Annotated in this window: 27 protein-coding genes; 13 read left to right on the forward strand and 14 right to left on the reverse strand. The window is 45.8% G+C overall.

Annotated elements, in window-relative coordinates:
• Nucleotides 1-22 precede the first annotated feature (22 nt).
• The 3 genes from Q4E93_RS18700 (at nucleotide 23) to Q4E93_RS18710 (ending at nucleotide 1,624) form a co-directional block, all read left to right on the forward strand.
• Complete coding sequence (locus Q4E93_RS18700) at nucleotides 23-442, forward strand: response regulator transcription factor (protein WP_303587771.1); 420 nt, start codon at nucleotides 23-25, stop codon at nucleotides 440-442.
• A gap of 103 nt (nucleotides 443-545) precedes the next feature.
• Nucleotides 546-1,073 carry a DUF4199 domain-containing protein gene (locus tag Q4E93_RS18705; RefSeq protein WP_303587773.1) on the forward strand — a complete coding sequence of 176 codons (528 nt, stop codon included), beginning with the start codon at nucleotides 546-548 and terminating at the stop codon, nucleotides 1,071-1,073.
• An 11-nt stretch (nucleotides 1,074-1,084) separates the two neighbouring features.
• The gene (locus Q4E93_RS18710) at nucleotides 1,085-1,624 is read left to right on the forward strand and encodes a hypothetical protein (RefSeq protein ID WP_303587775.1); all 540 of its coding nucleotides are present in this window, start codon (nucleotides 1,085-1,087) and stop codon (nucleotides 1,622-1,624) included.
• Nucleotides 1,625-1,758: 134 nt separating this feature from the next.
• On the opposite strand, the gene Q4E93_RS18715 is transcribed toward Q4E93_RS18710, so the two are convergent.
• Together Q4E93_RS18715 and Q4E93_RS18720 are read right to left on the reverse strand one after the other, a co-directional pair.
• Complete coding sequence (locus Q4E93_RS18715) at nucleotides 1,759-2,139, reverse strand: chorismate mutase (RefSeq protein ID WP_303587777.1); 381 nt, start codon at nucleotides 2,137-2,139, stop codon at nucleotides 1,759-1,761.
• Between the two features lie 697 nt (nucleotides 2,140-2,836).
• Nucleotides 2,837-3,268, reverse strand: a complete 432-nt coding sequence (locus Q4E93_RS18720; protein WP_303587779.1) for a hypothetical protein — start codon at nucleotides 3,266-3,268, stop codon at nucleotides 2,837-2,839.
• Nucleotides 3,269-3,397: 129 nt separating this feature from the next.
• Between Q4E93_RS18720 and Q4E93_RS18725 the strand changes: the two genes are divergently transcribed.
• Complete coding sequence (locus tag Q4E93_RS18725; RefSeq protein WP_303587780.1) at nucleotides 3,398-3,964, forward strand: hypothetical protein; 567 nt, start codon at nucleotides 3,398-3,400, stop codon at nucleotides 3,962-3,964.
• Between the two features lie 108 nt (nucleotides 3,965-4,072).
• Here the strand turns inward: Q4E93_RS18725 and Q4E93_RS18730 are convergent, their stop codons facing one another.
• The 10 genes from Q4E93_RS18730 to Q4E93_RS18775 form a co-directional block, all read right to left on the reverse strand.
• A complete protein-coding gene (locus Q4E93_RS18730; protein ID WP_303587782.1) occupies nucleotides 4,073-5,251 on the reverse strand; it encodes an RNA polymerase sigma factor in 1,179 nt (392 codons plus the stop codon).
• A gap of 43 nt (nucleotides 5,252-5,294) precedes the next feature.
• On the reverse strand, nucleotides 5,295-5,663 hold the full coding sequence (locus tag Q4E93_RS18735) for a YciI family protein (protein ID WP_303587784.1): 369 nt from the start codon (nucleotides 5,661-5,663) through the stop codon (nucleotides 5,295-5,297).
• Nucleotides 5,664-5,697: 34 nt separating this feature from the next.
• The gene (locus Q4E93_RS18740; protein ID WP_303587786.1) at nucleotides 5,698-6,636 is read right to left on the reverse strand and encodes an alpha/beta hydrolase; all 939 of its coding nucleotides are present in this window, start codon (nucleotides 6,634-6,636) and stop codon (nucleotides 5,698-5,700) included.
• 178 nt (nucleotides 6,637-6,814) lie between these two features.
• Nucleotides 6,815-7,483, reverse strand: a complete 669-nt coding sequence (locus Q4E93_RS18745; RefSeq protein ID WP_303587788.1) for a ClpP family protease — start codon at nucleotides 7,481-7,483, stop codon at nucleotides 6,815-6,817.
• A gap of 1 nt (nucleotide 7,484) precedes the next feature.
• Nucleotides 7,485-7,742, reverse strand: coding sequence for a hypothetical protein (locus Q4E93_RS18750; RefSeq protein ID WP_303587790.1), 258 nt, complete (start codon nucleotides 7,740-7,742; stop codon nucleotides 7,485-7,487).
• Nucleotides 7,732-8,238 carry an RNA polymerase sigma factor gene (locus Q4E93_RS18755; RefSeq protein WP_303587791.1) on the reverse strand — a complete coding sequence of 169 codons (507 nt, stop codon included), beginning with the start codon at nucleotides 8,236-8,238 and terminating at the stop codon, nucleotides 7,732-7,734. The genes Q4E93_RS18750 and Q4E93_RS18755 overlap by 11 nt, the downstream gene beginning before the upstream one ends.
• A gap of 153 nt (nucleotides 8,239-8,391) precedes the next feature.
• On the reverse strand, nucleotides 8,392-8,961 hold the full coding sequence (locus Q4E93_RS18760; RefSeq protein ID WP_303587792.1) for a hypothetical protein: 570 nt from the start codon (nucleotides 8,959-8,961) through the stop codon (nucleotides 8,392-8,394).
• Entirely contained in the window at nucleotides 8,951-9,457 is a 507-nt protein-coding gene (locus Q4E93_RS18765) for an RNA polymerase sigma factor (RefSeq protein ID WP_303587793.1), read from the reverse strand. Before Q4E93_RS18765 ends, Q4E93_RS18760 begins: the two co-directional genes overlap by 11 nt.
• A 17-nt stretch (nucleotides 9,458-9,474) precedes the next feature.
• Nucleotides 9,475-9,777 (reverse strand): hypothetical protein, encoded by a 303-nt coding sequence (locus Q4E93_RS18770; protein ID WP_303587795.1) that lies wholly within the window; start codon nucleotides 9,775-9,777, stop codon nucleotides 9,475-9,477.
• A gap of 215 nt (nucleotides 9,778-9,992) precedes the next feature.
• On the reverse strand, nucleotides 9,993-10,616 hold the full coding sequence (locus Q4E93_RS18775) for a hypothetical protein (protein ID WP_303587796.1): 624 nt from the start codon (nucleotides 10,614-10,616) through the stop codon (nucleotides 9,993-9,995).
• Nucleotides 10,617-11,071: 455 nt separating this feature from the next.
• On the opposite strand from Q4E93_RS18775, the gene Q4E93_RS18780 reads away from it, so the two are divergent.
• Complete coding sequence (locus tag Q4E93_RS18780) at nucleotides 11,072-11,572, forward strand: LIC_13387 family protein (protein WP_303587797.1); 501 nt, start codon at nucleotides 11,072-11,074, stop codon at nucleotides 11,570-11,572.
• Here the strand turns inward: Q4E93_RS18780 and Q4E93_RS18785 are convergent.
• The gene (locus tag Q4E93_RS18785) at nucleotides 11,558-12,742 is read right to left on the reverse strand and encodes an amidohydrolase family protein (RefSeq protein WP_303587799.1); all 1,185 of its coding nucleotides are present in this window, start codon (nucleotides 12,740-12,742) and stop codon (nucleotides 11,558-11,560) included. The genes Q4E93_RS18780 and Q4E93_RS18785 overlap by 15 nt on opposite strands.
• Nucleotides 12,743-13,107: 365 nt before the next feature.
• Between Q4E93_RS18785 and Q4E93_RS18790 the strand changes: the two genes are divergently transcribed.
• Together Q4E93_RS18790 and Q4E93_RS18795 are read left to right on the forward strand one after the other, a co-directional pair.
• Nucleotides 13,108-13,911: a helix-turn-helix domain-containing protein gene (locus Q4E93_RS18790; protein ID WP_303587801.1), complete on the forward strand. Its 804-nt coding sequence runs from the start codon at nucleotides 13,108-13,110 to the stop codon at nucleotides 13,909-13,911.
• A gap of 59 nt (nucleotides 13,912-13,970) precedes the next feature.
• A complete protein-coding gene (locus Q4E93_RS18795) occupies nucleotides 13,971-14,732 on the forward strand; it encodes an SDR family oxidoreductase (RefSeq protein ID WP_303587803.1) in 762 nt (253 codons plus the stop codon).
• A gap of 17 nt (nucleotides 14,733-14,749) precedes the next feature.
• Here the strand turns inward: Q4E93_RS18795 and Q4E93_RS18800 are convergent, their stop codons facing one another.
• Nucleotides 14,750-15,619, reverse strand: a complete 870-nt coding sequence (locus Q4E93_RS18800) for a class I SAM-dependent methyltransferase (protein WP_303587804.1) — start codon at nucleotides 15,617-15,619, stop codon at nucleotides 14,750-14,752.
• A gap of 151 nt (nucleotides 15,620-15,770) precedes the next feature.
• On the opposite strand from Q4E93_RS18800, the gene Q4E93_RS18805 reads away from it, so the two are divergent.
• The 6 genes from Q4E93_RS18805 to Q4E93_RS18830 all read left to right on the forward strand — a co-directional run bounded on the left by Q4E93_RS18805 (nucleotide 15,771) and on the right by Q4E93_RS18830 (nucleotide 21,944).
• Nucleotides 15,771-16,796 carry a hypothetical protein gene (locus Q4E93_RS18805; protein WP_303587807.1) on the forward strand — a complete coding sequence of 342 codons (1,026 nt, stop codon included), beginning with the start codon at nucleotides 15,771-15,773 and terminating at the stop codon, nucleotides 16,794-16,796.
• 84 nt (nucleotides 16,797-16,880) lie between these two features.
• Complete coding sequence (locus Q4E93_RS18810) at nucleotides 16,881-17,471, forward strand: Crp/Fnr family transcriptional regulator (RefSeq protein ID WP_303587809.1); 591 nt, start codon at nucleotides 16,881-16,883, stop codon at nucleotides 17,469-17,471.
• Between the two features lie 92 nt (nucleotides 17,472-17,563).
• Complete coding sequence (locus tag Q4E93_RS18815) at nucleotides 17,564-18,034, forward strand: RidA family protein (protein WP_303587811.1); 471 nt, start codon at nucleotides 17,564-17,566, stop codon at nucleotides 18,032-18,034.
• 151 nt (nucleotides 18,035-18,185) lie between these two features.
• Nucleotides 18,186-20,582 carry an ABC transporter permease gene (locus Q4E93_RS18820; RefSeq protein WP_303587813.1) on the forward strand — a complete coding sequence of 799 codons (2,397 nt, stop codon included), beginning with the start codon at nucleotides 18,186-18,188 and terminating at the stop codon, nucleotides 20,580-20,582.
• A 255-nt stretch (nucleotides 20,583-20,837) separates the two neighbouring features.
• Complete coding sequence (locus tag Q4E93_RS18825) at nucleotides 20,838-21,383, forward strand: hypothetical protein (RefSeq protein WP_303587815.1); 546 nt, start codon at nucleotides 20,838-20,840, stop codon at nucleotides 21,381-21,383.
• Nucleotides 21,384-21,482: 99 nt separating this feature from the next.
• On the forward strand, nucleotides 21,483-21,944 hold the full coding sequence (locus Q4E93_RS18830; RefSeq protein ID WP_303587817.1) for a hypothetical protein: 462 nt from the start codon (nucleotides 21,483-21,485) through the stop codon (nucleotides 21,942-21,944).
• The last annotated feature ends 3 nt before the right edge of the window (nucleotides 21,945-21,947 follow it).

Genomic DNA, 21,947 nt, shown 5'->3' on the forward strand with positions numbered 1-21,947 from the left:
CGGTTATGAAAATACAGCCTGGATGAGAAAATATGCCACTACTGTAAAGATCGCATTATTAACAGCTTCCGCAGTTATTTTGTTTCAGGTAATCAGCCTTTTTGCTGTGTATCAATACATCCGGCTTGACCTTTACCTTAGTCTGGTTGCCGCCTGTTTTTTGACAACCGGAATGTTAATAGCCCGGCGGCCGTCAGTGGCGCCAGCCCCCAAACCCGTTGACAACCCGGCCCCCTCTCTCCAAACGCTGCTCACTCAACGGGAACTGCAAATCCTCCAGCTTATCGTCGACGGCAAAACCAACAAAGAAATTGCCGCTGTCCATTTCGTAGAGGTCAGCACTGTAAAGACCCATATAAATAACATTTACACCAAGCTGGCTGTCACTAATCGCGTTGAAGCACGCCTTAAATATGCCGAAATGGCAGGAAAGCTGGCGTGATTATAAAAATCCATCCTTTCTCCACCCCCGGTTTCTTGTTTTTTGATTTCCGAAAGCCCAAATTTGCTGCGGCAATGACATTTCCCTACAAATCAAATCTTGAATGAAACCTTCCGTAAAAACCGGCTTGTATACCGGCCTGCTTTCCGGCCTTTGGGTCTTATCCTGCTTTACTATTGTGAGCTGGTTTAACAGTTCTCTGCACCTCGAGATCCCTGCCTGGCGGATCAGGGCGTATTCTGGTTTGTTCAGCATCATCATATTGGTGGTAGGCATTTACCTCGGAATCAGGGAGGCCAAGCACCAAAACGGCTCGCAAATAACTTACGGCGGCGCTATCAAGACCGGCGTTATTGTCTCGATCATCACGGGGGTATTGGTCGCTTTTTTCAGCTTTTTGTATTGCACCACCATTAATCCCGGCTATGCCGCCTATATGGAAAAAGAAGCAGAAAAGGCAATGATCGCGGCCCATGACAGCCCCGAAAAAATCAGGCAGCAGCTGGACAAAGTAAAACAGGATTTCAGCACCTCATCGCAGGTGCTAATGGCACTGGTTGGGCAAATTGTAATCGGCACTATCAGTTCCCTAATCATTGGAATGTTCGTTCGAAATAAGAAGCAATCTTAAATAAGCAAGCAATGAAAATGTCTATTCTAAAGCCGTCTTTGACCGGCATCGTCCTTTGCCTCTCCGTAGCACTGCAGGCACAGCAATCTGCGTCAGATAATTCAACCTTGAAAAAATTCGCTTTTCTTATTGGTGATTGGGTGGGTGAAGGTAATGGCCAACCCGGGCAGGGTACAGGCTATTTCAGCATCAAGCCTGATCTGGATGGAAGGATATTGGTAAGAAAAAATCATACGGACTATCCTGCCACTGCGCAAAAAGCGGCTTTTACGCACGATGACCTGATGATAATATATGCCGACAAACCCGGCGAATTGTCAAAAGCCATTTATACGGACAATGAAGATCATACCATTCATTATGCGATCACCTTTTCCGACGATCAAAAAACAATCAGTTTTACCAGTCCTGTGACGGCCGGTGTGCCCACCTTCCGGCTATCCTATACCCAGGTCGATGCATCTACTTTAACGCTCAAATTTGAAATTGCACCACCGGGCAAACCGGATGTCTTTAATTCCTATCTTGAAGGTAAGGTTCATCGAAAATAATGAGCAAAAATGCCGCCCAAAGCTGGAAACATGACAAAGAATAAATAGTATCAAAAAGAAAATGGTCCGAGAATTGTGTCGTACGGCCCGCAAGTCTTTTCACTGCACCCCGTAGCCATACGGAAAAACCTGGTCTACTGGCTGACGTTATTGCCAGATCTCAAACTATCTTCTATACGCAGGCTTTCTTCATGAATGGCGTTCAGCAGTTTGGTGATAAATTCAGCTGACAACCCTTCTTTTGTACCGGCCTCAATGCTTCTTTTCATGACTTCCTGGAAACGAGCCGGCTGTAACGAGGCGATGTTGTGCTTTGCCTTATAAATTCCGATCTCCTTTACGGCACGTTCCCGGGCACCCAATGTAGCTATAAGTATTTTATCCAATGAATCGATCTTCCTACGTTGAATTTCCATAGGATTGTCTGTGTTTTGCTTTGAATCAGTCTGAGCCTGGCAAGTTGCAAAAACTCCGATAGAAATTACCAGCGACGCCAGTACTTGAATAATTTTCATGGTAATGTGCTTTGATTAATGATAGGTCACAAAGATACAGCTCTATTTTATGCTTACGAATCCCCGCTTTGGGAACTTTCAAGCTCATAATCACCGCACTATCAATAGATAGACCTACCTCAGGACCCTTCAAATAGAATTTCATGCCATAGGGAATGCCTGTTATTATCCCGACAGAAAGAAATGTTGGTCGCGCACAATTAATTCATGGCTTACTCGCCCAATTTGGATCGCCGTGTCACACGGAGGGTGCCAGTAGTCCCGCCCTAACCGCTAAGTCTTACGGGTTAAGGTTAAAATTTCTACCTTTGATCTAAGGGTACTTATATGAGAATTATTTTTGAGGACTTTTTCGTGTTCGAATTTTTCCAATCGATTTTTGTGTCCTACTCAAGAGAGCTAGTTTCGAATCAACAAAGGGTTTGAATCCCCCTTGGAAGTTCATTACTTCGTAATACAAGGAATATTAGGGGAATTGGCGGATCGCAAAATCTTTTAATGGATTTAATTGGAAATTTAAAATTAGCACCGTATGAACTCCATTGCCTCAGTTTCATAGTGGTGATCAGGAGGTTCGACCTGTAAAACGAATCCCAAGGCCGAAGAAACCACCCCGACACTATTATATGAATTATAAAGACGTTTAATCCTCAACAATGCGATTCGGGGAAAGGTGGGTTGTAGTGCAAAGCGCTCCTCAATCCGCAGGCCGGAATTTACCAGGCCCTTCACTATTGTTTAGGACGGCGGCGACCAGCAGCGCCGCCATACTGTAAAGCCAAATCCAATACCCGACCTTAAGTGTCACCGCCCCAACCATCGCCTCCGACTTTTTACCAGGAATCTTATCTATGAGCAGAAAACTAAGGGAGAATAGGAAGGCAGCAGATGCCGTGTAAAGGGCTGTGCGACGCCATATGCTCTTACTACGGTGAAAAAATAAGAGCAAGGTAAAAATAAGTAATGGGTTGGCCAGCCAGGACCAACCAAACGATCTTCCAATGCCGACCCATCCGTAGATCAGCGCTCCAAGACCAATTACGGCAGCGTCTCCTATCGCAAAAGCAGGCAGCAGCAATGAGCAGAAGAACAGAATGGCAGGAAGATACCTGAGAAAACGTCGAGTCATTGAATAAAGATAGAAATATCTAGAGGCTTTTTCATTCTAAAGTAAGTCAACCCAATTTGGGCCATATTATGTGTTTTTTTTGCTTTATTTGCAAAGACTAAAGCACATACTCTCATCAATTTCATTCAAATGGACCGATTCGAAATAGCTGAAAACCCTTCCATTTTGGCCGAACGAGAAGTTCCAATAAGTGAAGTAAAACTTTTTGGGTTCAAGCTCTTTGATGAATGCTTTTTACTTAAAATCGACGAAGTTGATTCCATAACCTTAGTAAAACTCCCTGTCAATGTGAAGCAACTGTTCGGTGGAGACGGGAAAAACTGGCTCTACGAAATAGATGGGCATCGGCAAACCTTTACATTTAAACAACAATTTGATTCGGTTATGAGACATGGAGGATGCTTGCACATGAAAAATAAAGTTACCTACATTATTGATGAACAGAAGATAACCGGGATGAAACTGTACAACAATGTGCATGGATTTTACAAAAGCACCCCTAAAGAAAAAATAGAGAATATTTTTGGCAAGGCCGACAAAATTGAAGAAATATTTTTTGAAGTAGATGGATCACTAGCCAGTAGTGAGTTTACATATTTTGATAGGCCGATGAGCATAAGCGTTGAAGCATGGAATAATGAAATATCTACAATTCATATAGGACGGCTTCCATTTAAATTAAGCTGGCAAAAATAACCTAACATATCGCTGAATTGAATACTTCATTCTTATATCTCGTGGGTCGAAAACAAGGGGAGCTTACAACCTGTTGAGTACCGAAGGAAATATAAAATATAGGTTTTCCTAAAGGCCGCTGATTTTCCTCATAAGGATCTCCTTGTCATTGTGGGTGGTAGCCAGCGCATAGGCCTTTTCAAAACAGGCCTTGGCATTTTTATCGCCGATGTTTTTGTACAGTTCGCCCAGCAATGTAAAATAAAAATGGTTGTTATCGAGCTTCAACTTCATTGCCTCGATTAACGCAGGTTTTGCACCTTTGGCCTTGAATAAGGCATACGTTCTGTTCAGCGCGACGCTGGGCGAGTAATTAATTAACAGCAACTGATTGTATAGTTGCAGAATTTTTCCCCATTTTTCAGGAGGATCATTTTTTTGACAATGCCACCAGGCGATCCTTGCTTCCAAATGATAGGAGGTCATTTCCGGTCCCCGGGCAGAGAGGGCCAGAAAATACTCGCCTTTATTGATCAGTTCATCATCCCATAGATCTTTATCCTGGTCCTCATATAGGATCAGGGAACTGTCACCACCTTGCCTGGCCCTGAACCGGGATGCGTGAAAACACATCAATGCAATCAACGCATTGGTCTGCGGAAGATTGGTGGTTTCCAATCCCGTGAGGAGAACGCCTAAATGCAGGGCCTCCACACATAGATCCTTGCGGAGAGTTTCATTTTTCGTCGTGGAATAATAACCTTCATTAAAAAGCAGGTAGATAATGTGCAGGACATTATCCAGGCGATTATTGATTTCCGGCCCCCGGGGCATTTCCAGGAGTACATTTTCTTTTCTTAGTTTCTCCTTGGCCCGGAACAGTCTTTTATTGATCGTTTCTTTGTTCGTCAGAAAGGCTTCTGCAATTTCATCGATGCCAAAACCGCAAAGAATACGCAGGGCAAGTCCGATCTGCGCCTCGCTAATAATAGCCGGATTGCAGATGGCGAATAACATCTTGAGCTGGCTATCCATGATATTCCCGTCGGAAAAATCAGGATCCTGTGGTAGGGCCGGGCCCTCTTGTCCGGTGATCAGCGCGGGAACTATTTTCCGGCTGAAGGTCTTATGGCGTTTGAAATAATGGGATGTCAGGTGTTTGGCCACCGAATAAAGCCATGCGGTGGGATTGTCCGGCATTCCTTTGATACTCCATGATTCCGCGGCTTGTAAAAAGGCTTCGCTGACGATGTCCTCGGTAAGGTCAAGATGTTGTAAGCCAAAAAGGTTGCTGATCACAGCAACCATTTTTGAGAATTCATTTCTGAATAACCGCGTTATAATATCCGGATCATTCCCCATTTTCCATCGCAAGGATCGCCTGATTAGTTGCGGCAAATGGCCTGACTTCGACAGTACCTCCTATATCGAATATAGGGCAGCCGTGGGCAAGCGTAATAGCCTCATCAATATTTTCAGCCCTGACGATCATGAATCCGCCCAGTTGTTCCTTAACCTCGACAAAAGGACCATCTGTTACCACCCCGCTGGCCTTCAATACCTTCCCGCCAAAGGCAAGACGCCTGGTGGTGACAAATTTTCCCTGGGCGGCGATGCCGGCAGCCCAGTCATCCCATAGCGGTAGGTTGACTTTCAACTGCTCCGGCGTGGGCAGGTTATCTCCTGCCAGATGTCTGAAGACGAGTGCAAATTCTTCCATAGTACTATAATTATAACGAATGTAAACAATTCAGTTAAGCCAGCCCGAGTTTGGGTTTTACCCATTTGGCATATCTGGCAATAGCGTCGTTGGATTCGGGAGCGCGGCCGGCAGCCATATGGAAAGTATGCTGCATGCCGGGAAAAATATCAAAACTGACATCCACCCCTGCTTTCCTGGCGCGTTCCGCCAACAGGGTGCTGTCATCCAATAACATTTCATTACCACCCGCCTGCAAATAGATCGGGGGAAGGCCTTTGAGATCGGCGTAGACCGGGCTGATGCAGGGGTCTTTGGGATTGCCTTTTTCCCCGACAAACATGCCCGCCATATCGTTGATCCACTGCACGGTGAAAAGGGCATCCTTATCGGCATTATATATCCTGGATTCCCCGGTGCCTGCCATGTCGAACCAGCCACCAAAAGGCATACTTGCCGCCGGCAAAGGCAGGCCTTTGTCACGGGCAAGCACTACGGTAGTAATAGCAAGATTGGCGCCGGCCGAATCTCCGGCAAAGGCGACATGGTTTGCCTTAATACCCTGGTCGAGCAGCCATTTATACGCTGCCAGTCCTTCATTTACCTGGGTGGGAAATTGGTGTTCAGGTGTGCGGCTGTAATTAAGAAGCAATGCCCTGCAGCCAATGGCCTTGGCAAAATGACCGAAGAGCTTTCTATGGGTATACATGGAGCCGCTAAAAAAACCTCCTCCATGAAAACAAAGGATGACACGATCGGTTGCACATCCTTTCGGGACAGCCCACATTGCCTCTACGCCACCCGCCTCGGTCTCGATATAATCCACCCCCCGTGGCTCGGCCGTAAGACGTTGCCAGTTCTCTCCATAGTCACGCGCCGCCTCGAGGGATTCATGACCAGGTGCGGCCGCAGCGCACTCCAGCCAATATTTGCGTACCTCATCGACTTGTTTGCTTGGTTTTCCAGTTACTTGTTGTTCAGTTGCAGTTGCCATAATCGGTAGATTTTTGATTGTCTACCTACATGGGGATCGAAATGGCGTGAATTGGACAAATGGACGGTGGTAATTTCCCTTTTTATCTCAAAATTCAGGAAAGGTAGAAAATTGTCCAATACTGGTCACTGATGTTATTGCCAGAAACCGGCTTTAAGGAAGCCTGGGGAACTATGCCCTATGACGTCGGATGCTGTTTAAACCCAATACTCTCCCGGTTTTTGCCCGAAACCTGAAAATGAATTTTGCTCTGGACCTCATCCAAAGAGATAAGATCGTCGGTATCTCCTAATACTTCATCGATGAGGCCGTACTGTTGGGCTTCAATGCTGTTCATAAACCGGTCGCGGCGGAACATCTCTTCTATTTCTTCCCGGCTGTGACCGGAAAATTTGCCGATCATGTAAAAGATCTGATTTTGCAGTCGTTCCTGTTCTCTATAGGCAATACGTACGTCCTCCGTATATCCCTTGGCGCCCCCGCCGGTGGGATGCATATGAATGGTAGCATGCGGCAGGGCATAACGCTGCCCTTTTTGCCCCGCCGTCAGCAGAAAGGTGCTCATACTGCCGCAAAAACCCATAGCTACCGTGGCTACCGGTGATTTTAGCTTCCGCATGGTATCATAGATGGCAAAGCCTCCATACACGATGCCGCCCGGACTGTTGAGGTAGAGCATGATGGGGTTGTGATTCTCACTGTCCAGGTAGAGCAGCTGAGCCACGATAAGATTGGCTACGTTCTCGTCTATGGCAGTTCCCAGGTAGACAATCCGCTCTTTCAGCAGCAGGCTATAGATATCGTACGCCCCCCTGGTCGAGCTGTCGATGACGGTTGGAATGATCATATCAGAAGAATATAGTTTTTAATTGATGGGCAAATGCGGGTTCCTCCAACAGTTGCCGGTGAATCCCCTCTAGTCTGCCACGTTCTTGCTTTCGGCTGTACAGTCGGATCAACCGATGAGCCAGGCGCTGTGCCTCCACTTTTTCAGCCAGTGCATCATTCATCAATAGCTGCGCTTCAAAGCGCTTTCCTTCCTCTTCGCTTAACTGGCAGAAAAGGTATTGATCGATCTGGGCGATCTCATTCAGGTCACTGCGCATAGGTTTCAGTTATTTTTATTTCCTCCCGGACTTTCTCCAGGCATTTATATTTCTGTACCGTCGCTGATCTTCTCCCTTTAAACCCGAATCGGCCGGCGATATGATCCATCGAGCAATGGTCGTAATAAAAAGCTTTTAAAAGCTCCAGGCATTTCTTCCCGCTCTTTTGAAGGGCATCCAGCAATTTTTGCTCCCTTTCTTCTGTGTCCGGATCCTCCGGCGTTGCCGCTTCGAACCCTTCGGGCAGGGACAGCATCGCCCCCTTCTTCCGGGTATGCAGCCAGCAGATTTTCGCTGTGCCCAGCAGATAGGCCTTGGGGGAGGATTGAAGCTGCAGCTTTCCAGTCTTCCCTTTTTCCAGGTAAATCAGTAAAGCATCATGGAAGCTGTCTTTAGCCTCTTCAAGACTTCCACCCATCCGCCGGACCATCCGTGCGAAATCGGGGAAACTTTCTCTGTACAGCTCGACGATGGGGTCATCATATTGTAGGGTCATACAAGTACCTTTTTTAATAAAGTGTCTAAAAAGGTAGGATAATCACCCGAAAATGGGATATATTTTCTAAAAAAAGTTATCAAGGTTTCGTCGGGCAATAAATTTTTTCTATCTGGAAAGATTGCTTGCCTGGTTCGAATGTCCTTGCCCTTTCTATTCTTCAGTCTCCAGGTCTTCCATTATTTTTTTCAGTTCTGCCAGTTGCTTGCCGTATCGGGTCCGGACATACAGCTTGAAAAGAAAAAAAGAAATGATTTGAGCAACCCCTAACCCTATGAGAATAACCAATAAGGAGGTCGACATACTGCCAATAATGATCAGAACAACTAATGGCCAAATAGAATAATTAAAGCCCTTATATATTTCAATATTTAGCTCCAGTTCATAGGCGATGTGATAAATGCTTTTTCTCAAACTAAGGTCATAACGACCGATGGCTTTATAAAAAAGATAAAATCGGGAAAAATAGTACATCGTCTGTGCCAGAAGAAGAAATATGGCTATGCTGACAATAAATACTGACCATGTATTTTTGAAAGACCGAAGGGCAACAAGGATCAGGAATACAAAACCTATCGCTTGTGAAATGAACTCCCGCTTCATGTTTCTCCTCAGCTTCGAAACAATAGAATGCGTTTCACTTAGTGGAACCTTTCTAATTGGCAAAGGGATGTCGCCTGCCTTATCATCTGCCCAGGCGCCCTTCAAGCTGTCAAAATTCATAACCCAATGTTTTAATAATGTACTTTAATTTATCCTTGGTACGGCCCAACCTTACCCGCACATTCAAAGGAGTAATACCTAAAATAGCTGCGATCTCTTTCCCTGATTGCCCTTCCATAAAGAGGAAGATCAATGCTTTTTCCACCTTATTTAACTGGTGCACAGCCATGTAAAATATCCTTAATTGTTCGTCCTGATCACTCACTGTATGTAATTCTTCCGGGAGCTGGTGATATGGAGCGGTGGTAAAAGTATTTTGCCGCCGTTTTTCCTTTTTGAAGAAGACAATCGCTGTATTGAACGCTACACGATACATCCAGGAACTGAACTGGCTGTCACCCCTGAAGGAATCATAGGACAACCAGAGCTGCAACATGATCTCCTGTAATAAATCATGCTGATCAGCTGGATTATCCTGATAAATGCGGCATATCTTATATAATATCCCGCTGTGCGCCTCCACTTGCTGCAAGAAACGGGCTTCTTTTGTACTCAACTCTTCAGCTTATTGAATTAATGATGAAGGCTTTGCTCATATTGCTCGATGGCCTTTTTGATAGCAAGACTCGTTTCGTCATCTTTCGCGACCTGGAATCCGCTGTCACTTTCGTTTAGCCACTCCCCTTCCATTGTTCTTAGCAGACGATATAGTTGTCCCTCTGCAATTTTGACAATATAACCCCTTCTTTCTTCCCTTTTAAGGCCGTTCCTTTTCAGCAGGTTAAAAGGATTGATCGATATAAGCTTTCTCATTACTTTTCCAAATCTCACTTCTCCCTTTATGTTGCCGGGAAGGTCAATTGTAAAGTACCCCATAAGATGCAATTAAGTTAGGAAATTCAAGATACACCGGGTAAGTATCTAACGCTGGGCGATTGTTACACGCAAAGGCAAACTTTCTTATATAATGAGGGTAGTCTTGACAGGCACCAATAGGAATAAGCCACTTTAATTTAATAAGTTATTGATTGTCAATAAGGAATAAGCAGATCGGTTTGAAAGTTGTCGCCCGCTGTATCCATCGGATACCTTCATTTCTCCATCTTTACGTACAATGTCAACACTGCCCGGTCGCCTTGCGGAACATTGGCAATGTAGTCGGAAATGCGGAATAGACCTTTTTTGCCACTCTTGTCAGTAAAAGCAAAGATCTTGTGGATGGCAACATCGTTGTTGCCATTGGTTATGTCGATGGCATAATTCCTGATAAGCGGTGTTTTCGCCAGCAGCACATCGATATCGGCGGGAGTTTTAAGAGCGTCAAACTCGGAGATTGTCACTGAGTCGGCGGCTGCCAGCAAGCTATTGGTGAGCGTCGAGAATGCATAGACGTACCCGGTACGGGTCGACATCGATTCCACATTTTCGAAAACACGACAGCTGGAGCAACCCCCACCGTGGTAGTTATAGGCAAAATCGATCTGGCTGGAGTTGGCCGCTGCCTGCGGCTGATTGAAGGTCTTGCCATCATAGAGATCTATCCAGCCGAATCTGGTAGGGTCCAGGTCATCCGTTCCAATGATGGATTCCACAGTGATGGTGTCCTGCTTCAAAGCGGAGCTGGCAGGCGCACTGTTTTTCTTGCTGCAGGAAGTGATGGTGATGCCGAGTACGAGCGATAACAAAGCTGCTATTTTCAATTTGTGGTTAAGCATGGTCATGAATATTAGTGCTGATGAGCGGCTAAAGTAAGATGCGTGCAAGTTCCGGATGGGCCTAGTTATCAGGCGGCGGAAACGGGTGAGCGTGTAACTGGTTCTGCCCATTGTCTGTGGCAAAAATACTGAACGTGGGAGTATCTAAAGGCTAGCGATCAGCGGATTATGTGGACTGCTGGTGGAGGGAAAGTAGCTATATACCTGGAAGGATAGGGCTATAATTGAGTAGTTGCCGGGAATGATCCAGCGGATGGCAGGATTCGACGAGTCGCTATCCAGCTATGTGTTGAGATTGATTTTCAATAAGTTTTATAATTGAAGCTCCTGTCCTACCATAAAATGTCTGGAAACGTTACCTAAAAACGTCTTAGTTATGGGCGTGAAGGATTCACCCCTGATTTGTCAACGATCTTAATGTGATAAATAATTATTCAAAGTGAGCATCAAAAATTATGACTAAAATAATTTCCGATAACCCGTCTTCATTGACGTCAGAAAAGAATTCTAATACCAAACGAAAATCAGGCTTTTTCAGCTCGCCAGTTGCATTGATCCGCGTCAGTTCCATCCTGATTGTTTTGGAGACAGCCGGGCATATGACGGGATATCCCTGGACCTCCAGCCATGTTCTTGAGGAAATTCAACTCGTTCATTCGATGAAAGCTGTCGACTTTATATTCTTTGGCGAGCGTTCAAGCTATTGGAACCTTTATTCAGGATGGGGTCTTTTCATCGCGATACTCCTGCTCACATTGGCGATCAGCCTCTGGTTTTTGTCGAACCTTGCCCGGCTTGCCCCAAGACAAGTAGGTGTCATTACAGGAATGATCTCAATGAGTTTGCTGGCCTGCGCTTATTTCTCTTTTCGTTTTTTCTATCTACCATCGAGTCTATTATTGTCTGCGACCTTCGTAATTTTATTGGCGGCGACCGTGCGGTTAAGGTGCCGGTGAGATGGTGGACGTGCCTGCTGGTGAACCTGGCTGGCTTTTCTGGTAGATAATGCGACCTTGTCTGAGCGTCAATGCCACATGATAGAAAGCGCTTTGATCTTTGGCAGGATCGCCATCCAGAACCAGGAGGTCTGCATCCATGCCCCGCCTGATGGCGCCAGTTGAGTCTGCAAATCCTAATCGTGCCGCAGGGATCGTGGTCAATGAAGCGAGGATCTGAGAGAAGGTCAGGCCGGCGCGCGCCAGATAGCCAAATTCCTTGGTCAATGAGGGGTAATCTGGTAGAAATCCTATGTCTGTGCCAAACATAATCTGGCCGCCGATGTCTGAGTAATTTTTTACTTCTTTCAGTATCCCGTCGAAATCCTGGTCCTGATCGAAAAGTGTGAAAGTAGGTATAAGCGTAACATTGGCTGCCTTCAACCGGCGTGCCACGGTGCTATCCCATTTCGACGGCTCTTCGGACGTATGTGCCAGAACATCCACGTGGGCGGCAAGGACAAGCTCAATACCTTCCATATTCGTAGGATGTGCGAAGACCAGTTTTCCTTTACGATGCGCCTCGGCCGTAGCTGCTTGAATAATGGGTAATGGCATTGGCTTAAATTGGAGACGACCGTTGGGGCGCATGATACTGACCGCCATAACCTTGACAACGTCTGCTCCCTGTGCCAGTTGTTCATCGACGATTCGAACGGCGTCGGCCGGGGTCGCCGCTTCATTCATTCTGACTTTCGCCACCAATTCCGGCGGCAAATAATCCGTAACATAATAGGGCAGCCCGTCTTTTGGGAAAATAATCATTCCCGCTGTCAGGATCCGGGGTCCCTTCACTTCTCCGGTGGTCACCCTGCGCCGCAATGCAAGCGTGTTCTGCAGTTCAGAGCCGATGTCCACTACAGAAGTGAAACCATATCTGGTCAGCATGTCCTGCAATTGGACGGTGAGCTGCGCAGCGGGGAGTTTGGCTGCATCATTCCACTTGGGTTCCATAAAATGGACGTGTGTATTCCAAAAGCCGGCAACCACCGTTTGTCCTGTGCAGTCGATAGTCTGCATATTCCGGGGGATTGATATTTCCCCTTTCTTGCCGACGGCAATGATCTTACCGTGGTTAACAATGACCACCCCATCAGGGATGGGCACTTCTCCCGGCGCCGGATAAATCAAGGCGCCAGTTAATGCGAATGCATCGGATACAGCAATTGGCTGCGCGGGAAGTGAGATTTCACACAGGATGAATAGGGTAAGTAACAGAGAATAGCCTGGTCTTCTGGTTAACATCATTGTTTCCGTTTTAAACATGGCAGTAGCTGTTGATTTTTAATTCCTGCAGTAAAGGGCAATCACCTTGCCAAGCAGTAAGCATTTTATAATCAATTGATTGTATTTTTATATTGCTGGTGGGCGTGTTCGTTAACGGTACACCAGGTGGTTGATTTCGATACATCATTCCGTATCGGTCAATAGCCTCGTTGTGGGTTGTAAAGTTGCCTGGGCTTGTGAATGTTCAGGATAAATTCGTAATATAGGATATGGAAATATCGAATACGAAACCGGAGCATTTCAAGATCGAGATCCAATGTCATCGTGCTAAAGAACTACAGCAAACCAGCTTAACCACAGACCGCCTGGTGATCAATATTGGCGAACCAAAGTTGGTTGAAATCAAACGACGTGGCGTCTGGGAACGAAAAACGTATGATACCGGAAATTTTTCCATCGTACCCTATGGGCATGAAAATATCGTTCGCTGGTTCGATAGTATCAAGTTCGTTGTGATCCAGATTGAACCTAGCTTCATTCATGAATTCCTGCAGCTAAAAAATCTCTCCTTAGGAGAGTATCGTGGAATCAGCGACAAACTGGTTTATGATATTGCATCCAGTTTTAAGCGGGAAATGGATCAGGTGCAATTGCCCTCAAAAATTTATATTCAATCTCTGGCCATTGACATCGCTATTCATTTAGGAACCCAATACGAAACGTCCGGCAGATCTGTATATGCTCCTAAAGGTAAATTCTCCTCTGTTCAGCTGAACCAAGTATTAGAATATTGTCACGCTTTTTTAAGCAATGATCTGGGAGTAGATGACATGGCCGCATTGATTCATTTAAGCCCGTTCCATTTCGCCCGTTTGTTTAAGAACACATTAGGAATTGCACCTCGCCAATATGTTTTACGATTGAAGGTCGATCGCGCCAAACAATTGATAAAGAAAAATGAACATAGTTTATCGTCTATTGCATACGATCTGGGTTTTGCAGATCAGGCGCATTTTAGCAATACTTTCCGGAAATTTACGGGAATATCGCCCAGCCAGTTTATGCAAGCATAATTCAGCAGAATTTTACAAGTTTTGCATCGTGTCCCGGCTTAGTTTAGCCTAAAAAAACTATGCAAGATCACAAAGAACTGTCGGGTAAAGTTGTTATTGTAACCGGATCCTCTCGCAATATGGGCAGATTGTTTGGTCTTAGCCTGGCCCAAAAAGGTGCTGATATCGTTGTGCATTATCATAATAAACAAGCACTGGCCGAAGCACAACAAACAGCGAGCCTGATCAAAGAGCAGGGCGTGAATGCGCTGTTATTTGAAGGGGACCTTTCTAAAACGGCTATTGTAAAACAACTTTTTGAGGAAACGATACGGGAATTTGGCCGGGTTGACATCGTGATCAACAATGCAGGGAAAGTAATCAAAAAAAAGATTACCGAAATTACGGAGGAAGATTACGACAGTTCGTTTTCCGTCAACGCAAAGGCCGCCTTTTTCGTGATGAAGGAAGCTGCCAGCGTCTTGGAATCCAACGGCCGCATTATCAATATAGGAACTACCATTTTAGGAGCCACCATTCCCAACTATGCGGTATATGCGGGGTCAAAGGGGCCGCTGGAACATTTTACCAGGGCCTTGGCAAAAGAAATCGGGGACCGTGGTATAACGGTCAATACAGTGGCCCCCGGTCCCATTGACGACTCTTTTTATCATGGGCAGGAAACACCGGAATCCGCAGCCAGAGCATCCATGGCCAGTGTAGCCGGGCGGCTTGGTCATCCGCAGGACATCGTGCCCGTGATCGAATTTTTAGCATCTCAGCAATCACAGTGGATAACAGCGCAAACGATATTTGTCAATGGTGGGTATTTAGCAAGATAATGGCACGGGGTTTAGATCTAAGTCGTTGCCAGTAAAAATATTTCTCCGCTTGCCGGTCTAAGCTGATCCATCCTGCCCGAGAAATATAACCGCTCTATCTCTTTTGTACCTACTATTCTTGCGTTTTTAAGCCCCGCATTGTTGGACATGGCGACGACCTCACTGGGATCAAAGAAACTGATAAATGGCGTACCAGCCGCTTTTGCCCCCTTTTCTGCCATTTCCTGCATCGCTTGATCTTCTTCATCAAGCAGTGTTACCGGCAAGTAAAATGCCATGGCGAGTGTCGAGCCTGCTGCCAGTTGTGAGATCTCCTTTAGGGTTGCGCTGATGGCGTCTTTTGTAAGATAAAGCGTAACTCCTGTGGATACGATAACCGCAGGTCTACGATTGTCAAATCCCGCTTTATGTAATTGGTCCCACCAGGAAGCGGTTTCAAAATTGACGGGTACGAAATGTAAATACCCAGGGAGTTCATAGCCAATTTCAGATAATCGCAGCTGTTTCCAGGCTAATGTATCGGGCTGGTCAATTTCATAGATCTGAAGCGCGGAGGCAATATCCGGTCTTCGTATCGCAAAAGTATCCAATCCGGCACCTAGAATAACATATTGGCTGATGCCTTGTTGACTTTGCTCAATCATTAAATCTTCAATAAAGCGGCTGCGTGCTACAATAGATGCCCGCAGTCGCTTCGTAAATTTCATGTCGGGGCGCTGCTGCCAATCGTCAGTTGGTTCGACCAATTTAAGACCGATCTCATCTTCCAATATATGCGGCGCTGCGTCTGTTTGAACATGCAAAGCCCGCCATAAGGCAGTTCGTACCGCACTGGAATCAGGCTTCGGGTGGGTGGAGATTTCAAAACTGTTCAACGCTTTTTTCATAGTATCTGGTTTTTTGCATATTTTAATCATCAAAGTTAACCGCGATAAGGAAGAAAGCACTTGCCATAGGACAAGAAATGTTAACCGGCGTCTGAATGCCCGGTGTGGGGGAGGGGTTTTCTTGTTTAAGTTTTTTTGTTATTTTGGGTACATGAACTTCTTCTCCCGTCTCCTAAAACGATCCAAAGTAGCGTCTCCGATCACCTGTCCAAGATGTCTGGGTAAAGGCCATGTCGATAAAGATGATATTATCCGGCTGAAACAGCAAGGTAAATGGAAGGCTGGCGCTTGCGCCTATTGTAAAGGAGTTGGCACTGTAAATAAAGAGATATTGTCAAAAGTACCGGCAAATGCCTCCTATTTAACGACCAATCTCTCGGAAGCAGAAAGGGAGGCAATTGTAAATAACACCCAGCGCGAAGACTGCCCGGTTTCGGAACATAGCCGGCTCTGGTTGGAGGACGCATTGCTTATACTGTTGGACCTTTTCGGCAAAGAGAATGTGCAACAAAGGCGGGTGCTGACACCACATCATTCACATTTTCCTATATCCTATGATGGAACCGAAGCGTCTGCCTATGAAACGATGAAAATTGTTGCCGCGCAAATGGATGTCCCCTTTGAATCGATTACACTTGATTATTACGATGGGCACGTACAGGAAGTATCGACAGGCAGTCCTTTTGGCGGGCGAATTTTTCTGCAGTCCAGGGAAGATGATAAAAACGCCTCTGGCCTTTATTGGGGTCAAACAGAGGATGGCAAATACGAAATTTGGCTAAATCGCGAAAACCTTACCAAACCGGAAAGTTTGGTCGCCACGCTAGCCCATGAGATCGCGCACATAAAATTGCTTGGTGAAAACCGTATAAATGTCAACAACGAACCTTTGACAGATCTGACGACGATCATTTTTGGACTGGGTATTTTCAACGCCAATGTGGCTTTTCAAACTTTTAGAAATTTTGATTCTTATGGCTGGCAATCCAACGGGTACCTGTCGCAAACGCAGTGGGGTTATGCATTGGCATTATACGCGTATGTGCGCGGGGAAAAATCACCTGCCTGGATCGATCATTTGACGCCAAATGTAAAACGCGATTTTTCGAAAGGGCAGCAGTTTATTCTGGATAACCTCAGGATCGTGTTCCAAAATATGCCTTTGACGCCCTGGTAATCTATGCCATCGATGAAAATGGCAACAGGTTTGAGATCATAAATGAAGAACTGGCTTGATTACATTGTCTTCCTATCTTGGGATATGAAGACGCTTATATCTTCAAACGCAATGCAAGCAAAACTAAGGGAACATATAGAAAAAATAGTATCGCTGACTGATGATGAATTCACATTTGTTCTCTCTCATTTTTCGTTCAGAAAAGTAAAAAAGCATCAGTTTCTGATACAGGAAGGCGACCTCGTTAACTACTCTTACTATGTGGTTTCCGGATTGTTAAAGCTATCGCATACCGATGCTAATGATAAAGAGCACATTCTGCATTTTGCCATGGAAGATTGGTGGGTAAGCGATTACAAAGCTTACTTCAGCAGAACCAAAGCTACCCTGTCGTTGGACTGCCTCGAAGAGGCCGGTGTCTTTTGTCTTTCGCTGGCAGACAGCGAAAAGTTATTTGCCGGTCTTCCAAAGATGGAACATTTCTTCCTTAAAAAATCACATTTTGGTTATATAGCGTCTCAGCAACGCGTACTTTCTTTACTTACCACCAGCGCGAAAGAACGTTACGAACAATTTCTCATGCAATATCCTTCGCTTATGCAGCGTGTAAACAAATCCCTTATTGCTTCCTATCTGGGCGTTTCCCGGGAAACGCTGAGCCGGCTGTCTTCTTAATGTGACATACATCACACCGAAATTGTGATGTATGTCCGACTAAAATTGCCCTGTTCTTCCCAGCTTTGCAGTGTAGATCTTACACTGCAATCATGAAAAAAACAGCAAAGATTTTGGCGTTGGCACTATTAGCCAGTGTACCAGTATTGGCACAAAATAAAAAACAAAATAAGATGGAAAAAAGAGTTATCAATCCCTGGCAATGGCAGGATCAACGTAGCTATGTGCAAGCCGTTGAAGTAAAGAACGTAAAGGGCACCCTCTATTGCTCGGGGCAGGCGGCGGTAGACGCTGACGGGAAATCAAGCACAGCAGACATGAAAACCCAATTAGCTCAAGCCATACAAAATCTTGAAAAAGTGATCAGCGAGGCTGGATACGAATGTAAAAATATTGTGCGATTAAATGTGATCACCACTTCCTCCGCAGCGTTTTTCACCTGCTTTGATATTTTCCAGGATTGGATAGCTAAGCATGGTATTAAGCAAGCGACCACCTTGATGGAAGTGAAAAGCCTTTTTGAAACATTGAAAATTGAATTCGAAGCAACAGTAGTCAGGTGAAAGTGTATCGAAACCGCACAATTGCTACAGCAAAAACGTACAGGTTAGCAGTTTATTGATTGCTAATATGCTATATATCAATTACATACTATTCAGGCACACGGTTGGTGATTTTGGCGTATAAGCTGGCTTTAATCGAAAATAGATTATCATGCTCAAAAACTATCTCACCATTGCCTGGCGCAATCTATTAAAGAACAAACTGTTCTCCTCCATCAATATCATCGGTCTCGCTCTCGGTATGGCCATCGCCCTGCTGATCGGCCTGTGGATAGCAGACGAGCTTCAGTTCGATCATTATTACCAGCGCCATGACCGGCTGGCAAGGGCCGCTGTGCTCCCCTATATTCATAAAGACACTATTTATACCAATCTGACCATACAGATGCCCCTGGGCAACGAGCTTCGTACGAAATACGGTAAGGACCTGAAATACGTATCTCTTGTTGCAAGCGGGGGCACTCATATACTGGCAACGAGTGAAAAAAAAGTATCGGGTACAGCCATCTATGCGGAGAAGGATTTTCCGGAGATGTTTACGCTTGATATGGTGAGAGGCGGCCGGGACGTGCTGAAAGATCCCACTACCTGTATGATCTCACAATCCATGGCGCTGGCGATCTTCGGGCATGCGGACCCGATAAACAAGGCCATTCTTATCGATAACGAGGTTCAACTGAAAGTGGGTGCGGTGTATAAAGACCTGCCGGAGAATACTACTTTCTATGAGATGGCCTGTATCATGCCCTGGGAGAACAAGGCAAACTGGTGGAATTCGAAGGACCCGCAAAGCAACTGGTATAACCATAACGGGTCATTATATGTCCAGGTGAAAGACAATGTCAGCATGGAACAGGCCGCCGCCTCCGTAAAGGAGGCTCCTACCAGCCATATACAGGGATATACGGAAAACGCTACCTTGTTCCCACTGGACAAGCTCCATTTATACAATGAGTTCACCAACGGAAAAATGTCCGGCGGCCGTATACAAACCGTCTGGCTGTTTGGCATCATTGGGATCTTCGTGTTGCTGCTCGCCTGTATCAATTTTATGAACCTGAGCACGGCCAGGAGCGAGCGGCGGGCGAAGGAAGTCGGTATACGCAAGGCCATCGGCTCTCTGCGTACTCAACTGATCGCACAATTCATCAGCGAATCACTCGCTGTATCATTTTTGTCCCTGGGGCTGGCGCTTCTCCTGGTGGTGATCTCACTTCCCTTTTTCAATGGGCTGGCTGACAAACACACGTCCCTGCCCTGGGGCAATGGTCGTTTTTGGGTACTGCTGCTCACGTTCACGTTCCTGACCGGCCTGATCGCCGGTAGCTATCCGGCCTTTTATTTATCGGCTTTCAAGCCGATCAAAGTGCTTAAAGGCACCTTCCGGGTCGGCCGTTTGGCCGCAATTCCGCGAAAAGTGCTGGTGGTGGTGCAGTTCACGGTGTCGGTCACGCTCATCATCGGGACGATCATCGTTTTCCGGCAGATAAAATACGCGAAGGACAGACCTGTCGGCTATGACCGGGAAGGGCTTATTGCCGTTGATATGAATACGGACGATCTGCACAAACACGACGAGGCCATCCGAACCGCGCTATTGCAATCCGGCGCTGTCATGGATATGGGCGAATCCAATAGCCTCCCCACCGAGATATCTTCCGGCAATGGCGGCTTTTACTGGAAGGGGGTGGGCCCGGACAATTCCTATAATTTCGGTACGCTCAATGTGAATTACGACTATGGACATACGGTGGGCTGGCGGGTGGTGGAGGGGCGGGATTTTTCCAGGAATTTCCCGGGGGATACGGCGTCTGTCATGGGCGGGTTGATCGTGAATGAATCTGCCGTGAAGCAAATGGGACTAAAACATCCCGTCGGAGAGATCGTCAACTATAAAGGCACCATCTTCGCCAATGTCCCTCACGTTATAGTAGGGGTAGTAAAAGATATGGTAATGGAATCGCCCTATGATAAACCGGCCCCGGTGATGTTCTTTTGCGGGGGTTGGGTGGGCAATATGGTCATCCGGGTCAATCCGACAATGCCGATGCGGGAAGCATTGACCAAAATAGAGCCCGTATTTAAGAAATATAATCCGGGCAGCCCCTTCGATTTCAAGTTCATCGATGATATCTATGCAAAGAAATTTGCCGCCGAAGAGCGCGTCGGCCATCTGGCGGCTTTCTTTGCCGTGCTGGCCGTCTTTATCTCCTGTCTGGGCTTGTTCGGCCTGGCTTCTTTCATGGCTGAGCAGCGTGTCAAGGAGATCGGGGTCCGGAAAGTGCTTGGCGCGACGGTGTTCAATCTCTGGACGATGCTGTCAAAGGATTTCGTGATGCTGGTCATTCTTTCCTGCTGTATCTCCATTCCCCTTGCCTGGTATTTTCTGCATGCCTGGCTGGCGAAATACGATTACCGGACCGCACTCTCCTGGTGGGTATTTGTGGCAACAGGCGGCGGAGCATTGTTTATAACGTTATTGACAGTAAGTTTTCAAAGTGTCAAAGCAGCGATCGCAAATCCTGTAAAGAGTTTGAGAACTGAATAGCATTTTTCCCGGATACCAGTTTTTCCTGAAGGCCGTTAGAACTTACGATTTGAAGGCAGTTTAAATTAATCGGCCGAATTTGCTATTTTCACTGCTAAAGTCCAGGGCGATGAAGGCGAAGTATACGATGAAGAAGGCTATCTCGATTCGAGCCTGGAGAATGGTAGCCGCAAAATAAAACAGCCGACAAAACCTTGGTGGAAGTTCTGGTGAGAAATTTACAGAATTCCGTTACCGCATTAAAAGCATTTGACAATGAATCATCTGGACGCTATGTTTGAGCAATATTCCGAGGCTTTTTTAGGCACTATGACAGGGGAGGGTGACATTGTGCACAGAGAAAAAATTGACACAGCAATTTTAAATTACTCGCTGGAAAGTTTGCACGAAGTCGATCGATATTTGAAATTCCTTTATGAGCACCCCATAGAAACATCATGTATAGAATATCAAAATGTGGTTGTATGGTGCGGTGCATATATAGGAGAGGTTATTCGAAAAAATGCCGCCATCGTTTATCATTGGGTTCATTATGAGGAGTACATGAAAGGTCAGGGGGCAAAACTAAAGAATATGATACCATATACGTTGACAACCCATGCGCTTTTAGTGGCAGATGATTCAAGCTACGTAACGATGCCTATGAATAAAGTCGCCCGCTGGCTTGAGGAAGGAGAAGCAAATAATGTTCACTTCTATGCAGGGGCTGATATTTCAAGGAAAAAGCATAATGATGGTTTCGACTCTTCGTTGAAAAAGAGTGCCTCTGCTGATGGCAAACCATGGTGGAAATTATGGTAAAATTATTCGAGAAATACAGCGTATAGATTTGAGCCTTCAGGCCTAAAAAATTGATACGCCCTTTGCTGTAAAACGACACACCACACGCAAAAATACAGGATGAAAAACTCAAAACAAGAAGCAGCAATACCGAATCCTGCACTCAAACCTTTTGAGAGGTTGATTGGAGAATGGGAAACTATTGGGACACATCCATATTTTCCTGGCACTACTTTTCACGGACATACATCTTTCAAGTGGATTGAAGGAGGTGCTTTCGTGATTATGCATTCGGAAATTGAGGAAGAAGGTATTCCCAGCGGCATTGCAATTTTCGGGAGTGACGAGGCTACCGGGGAATATTTCATGCTCTACTTTGACGAAAGGAAAGTTTCAAGGAAATATGATGTTTCATTCAGCGAAAATAAATTGAAATGGTGGAGAAATGCTTCCGGATTTTCACAACGATACACCTGGGCAATTTCTGATGACGGCAACTTCATCATTAGTACGGGAGAATTATCCAAGGACGACACGACGTGGGAAAAAGATCTAGAACTAACATTCAATCGTATAAAGTAATAG

The sequence above is a fragment of the Flavitalea plasmicola genome (genome assembly GCF_030546645.1).
Lineage (GTDB): Bacteria > Bacteroidota > Bacteroidia > Chitinophagales > Chitinophagaceae > Puia.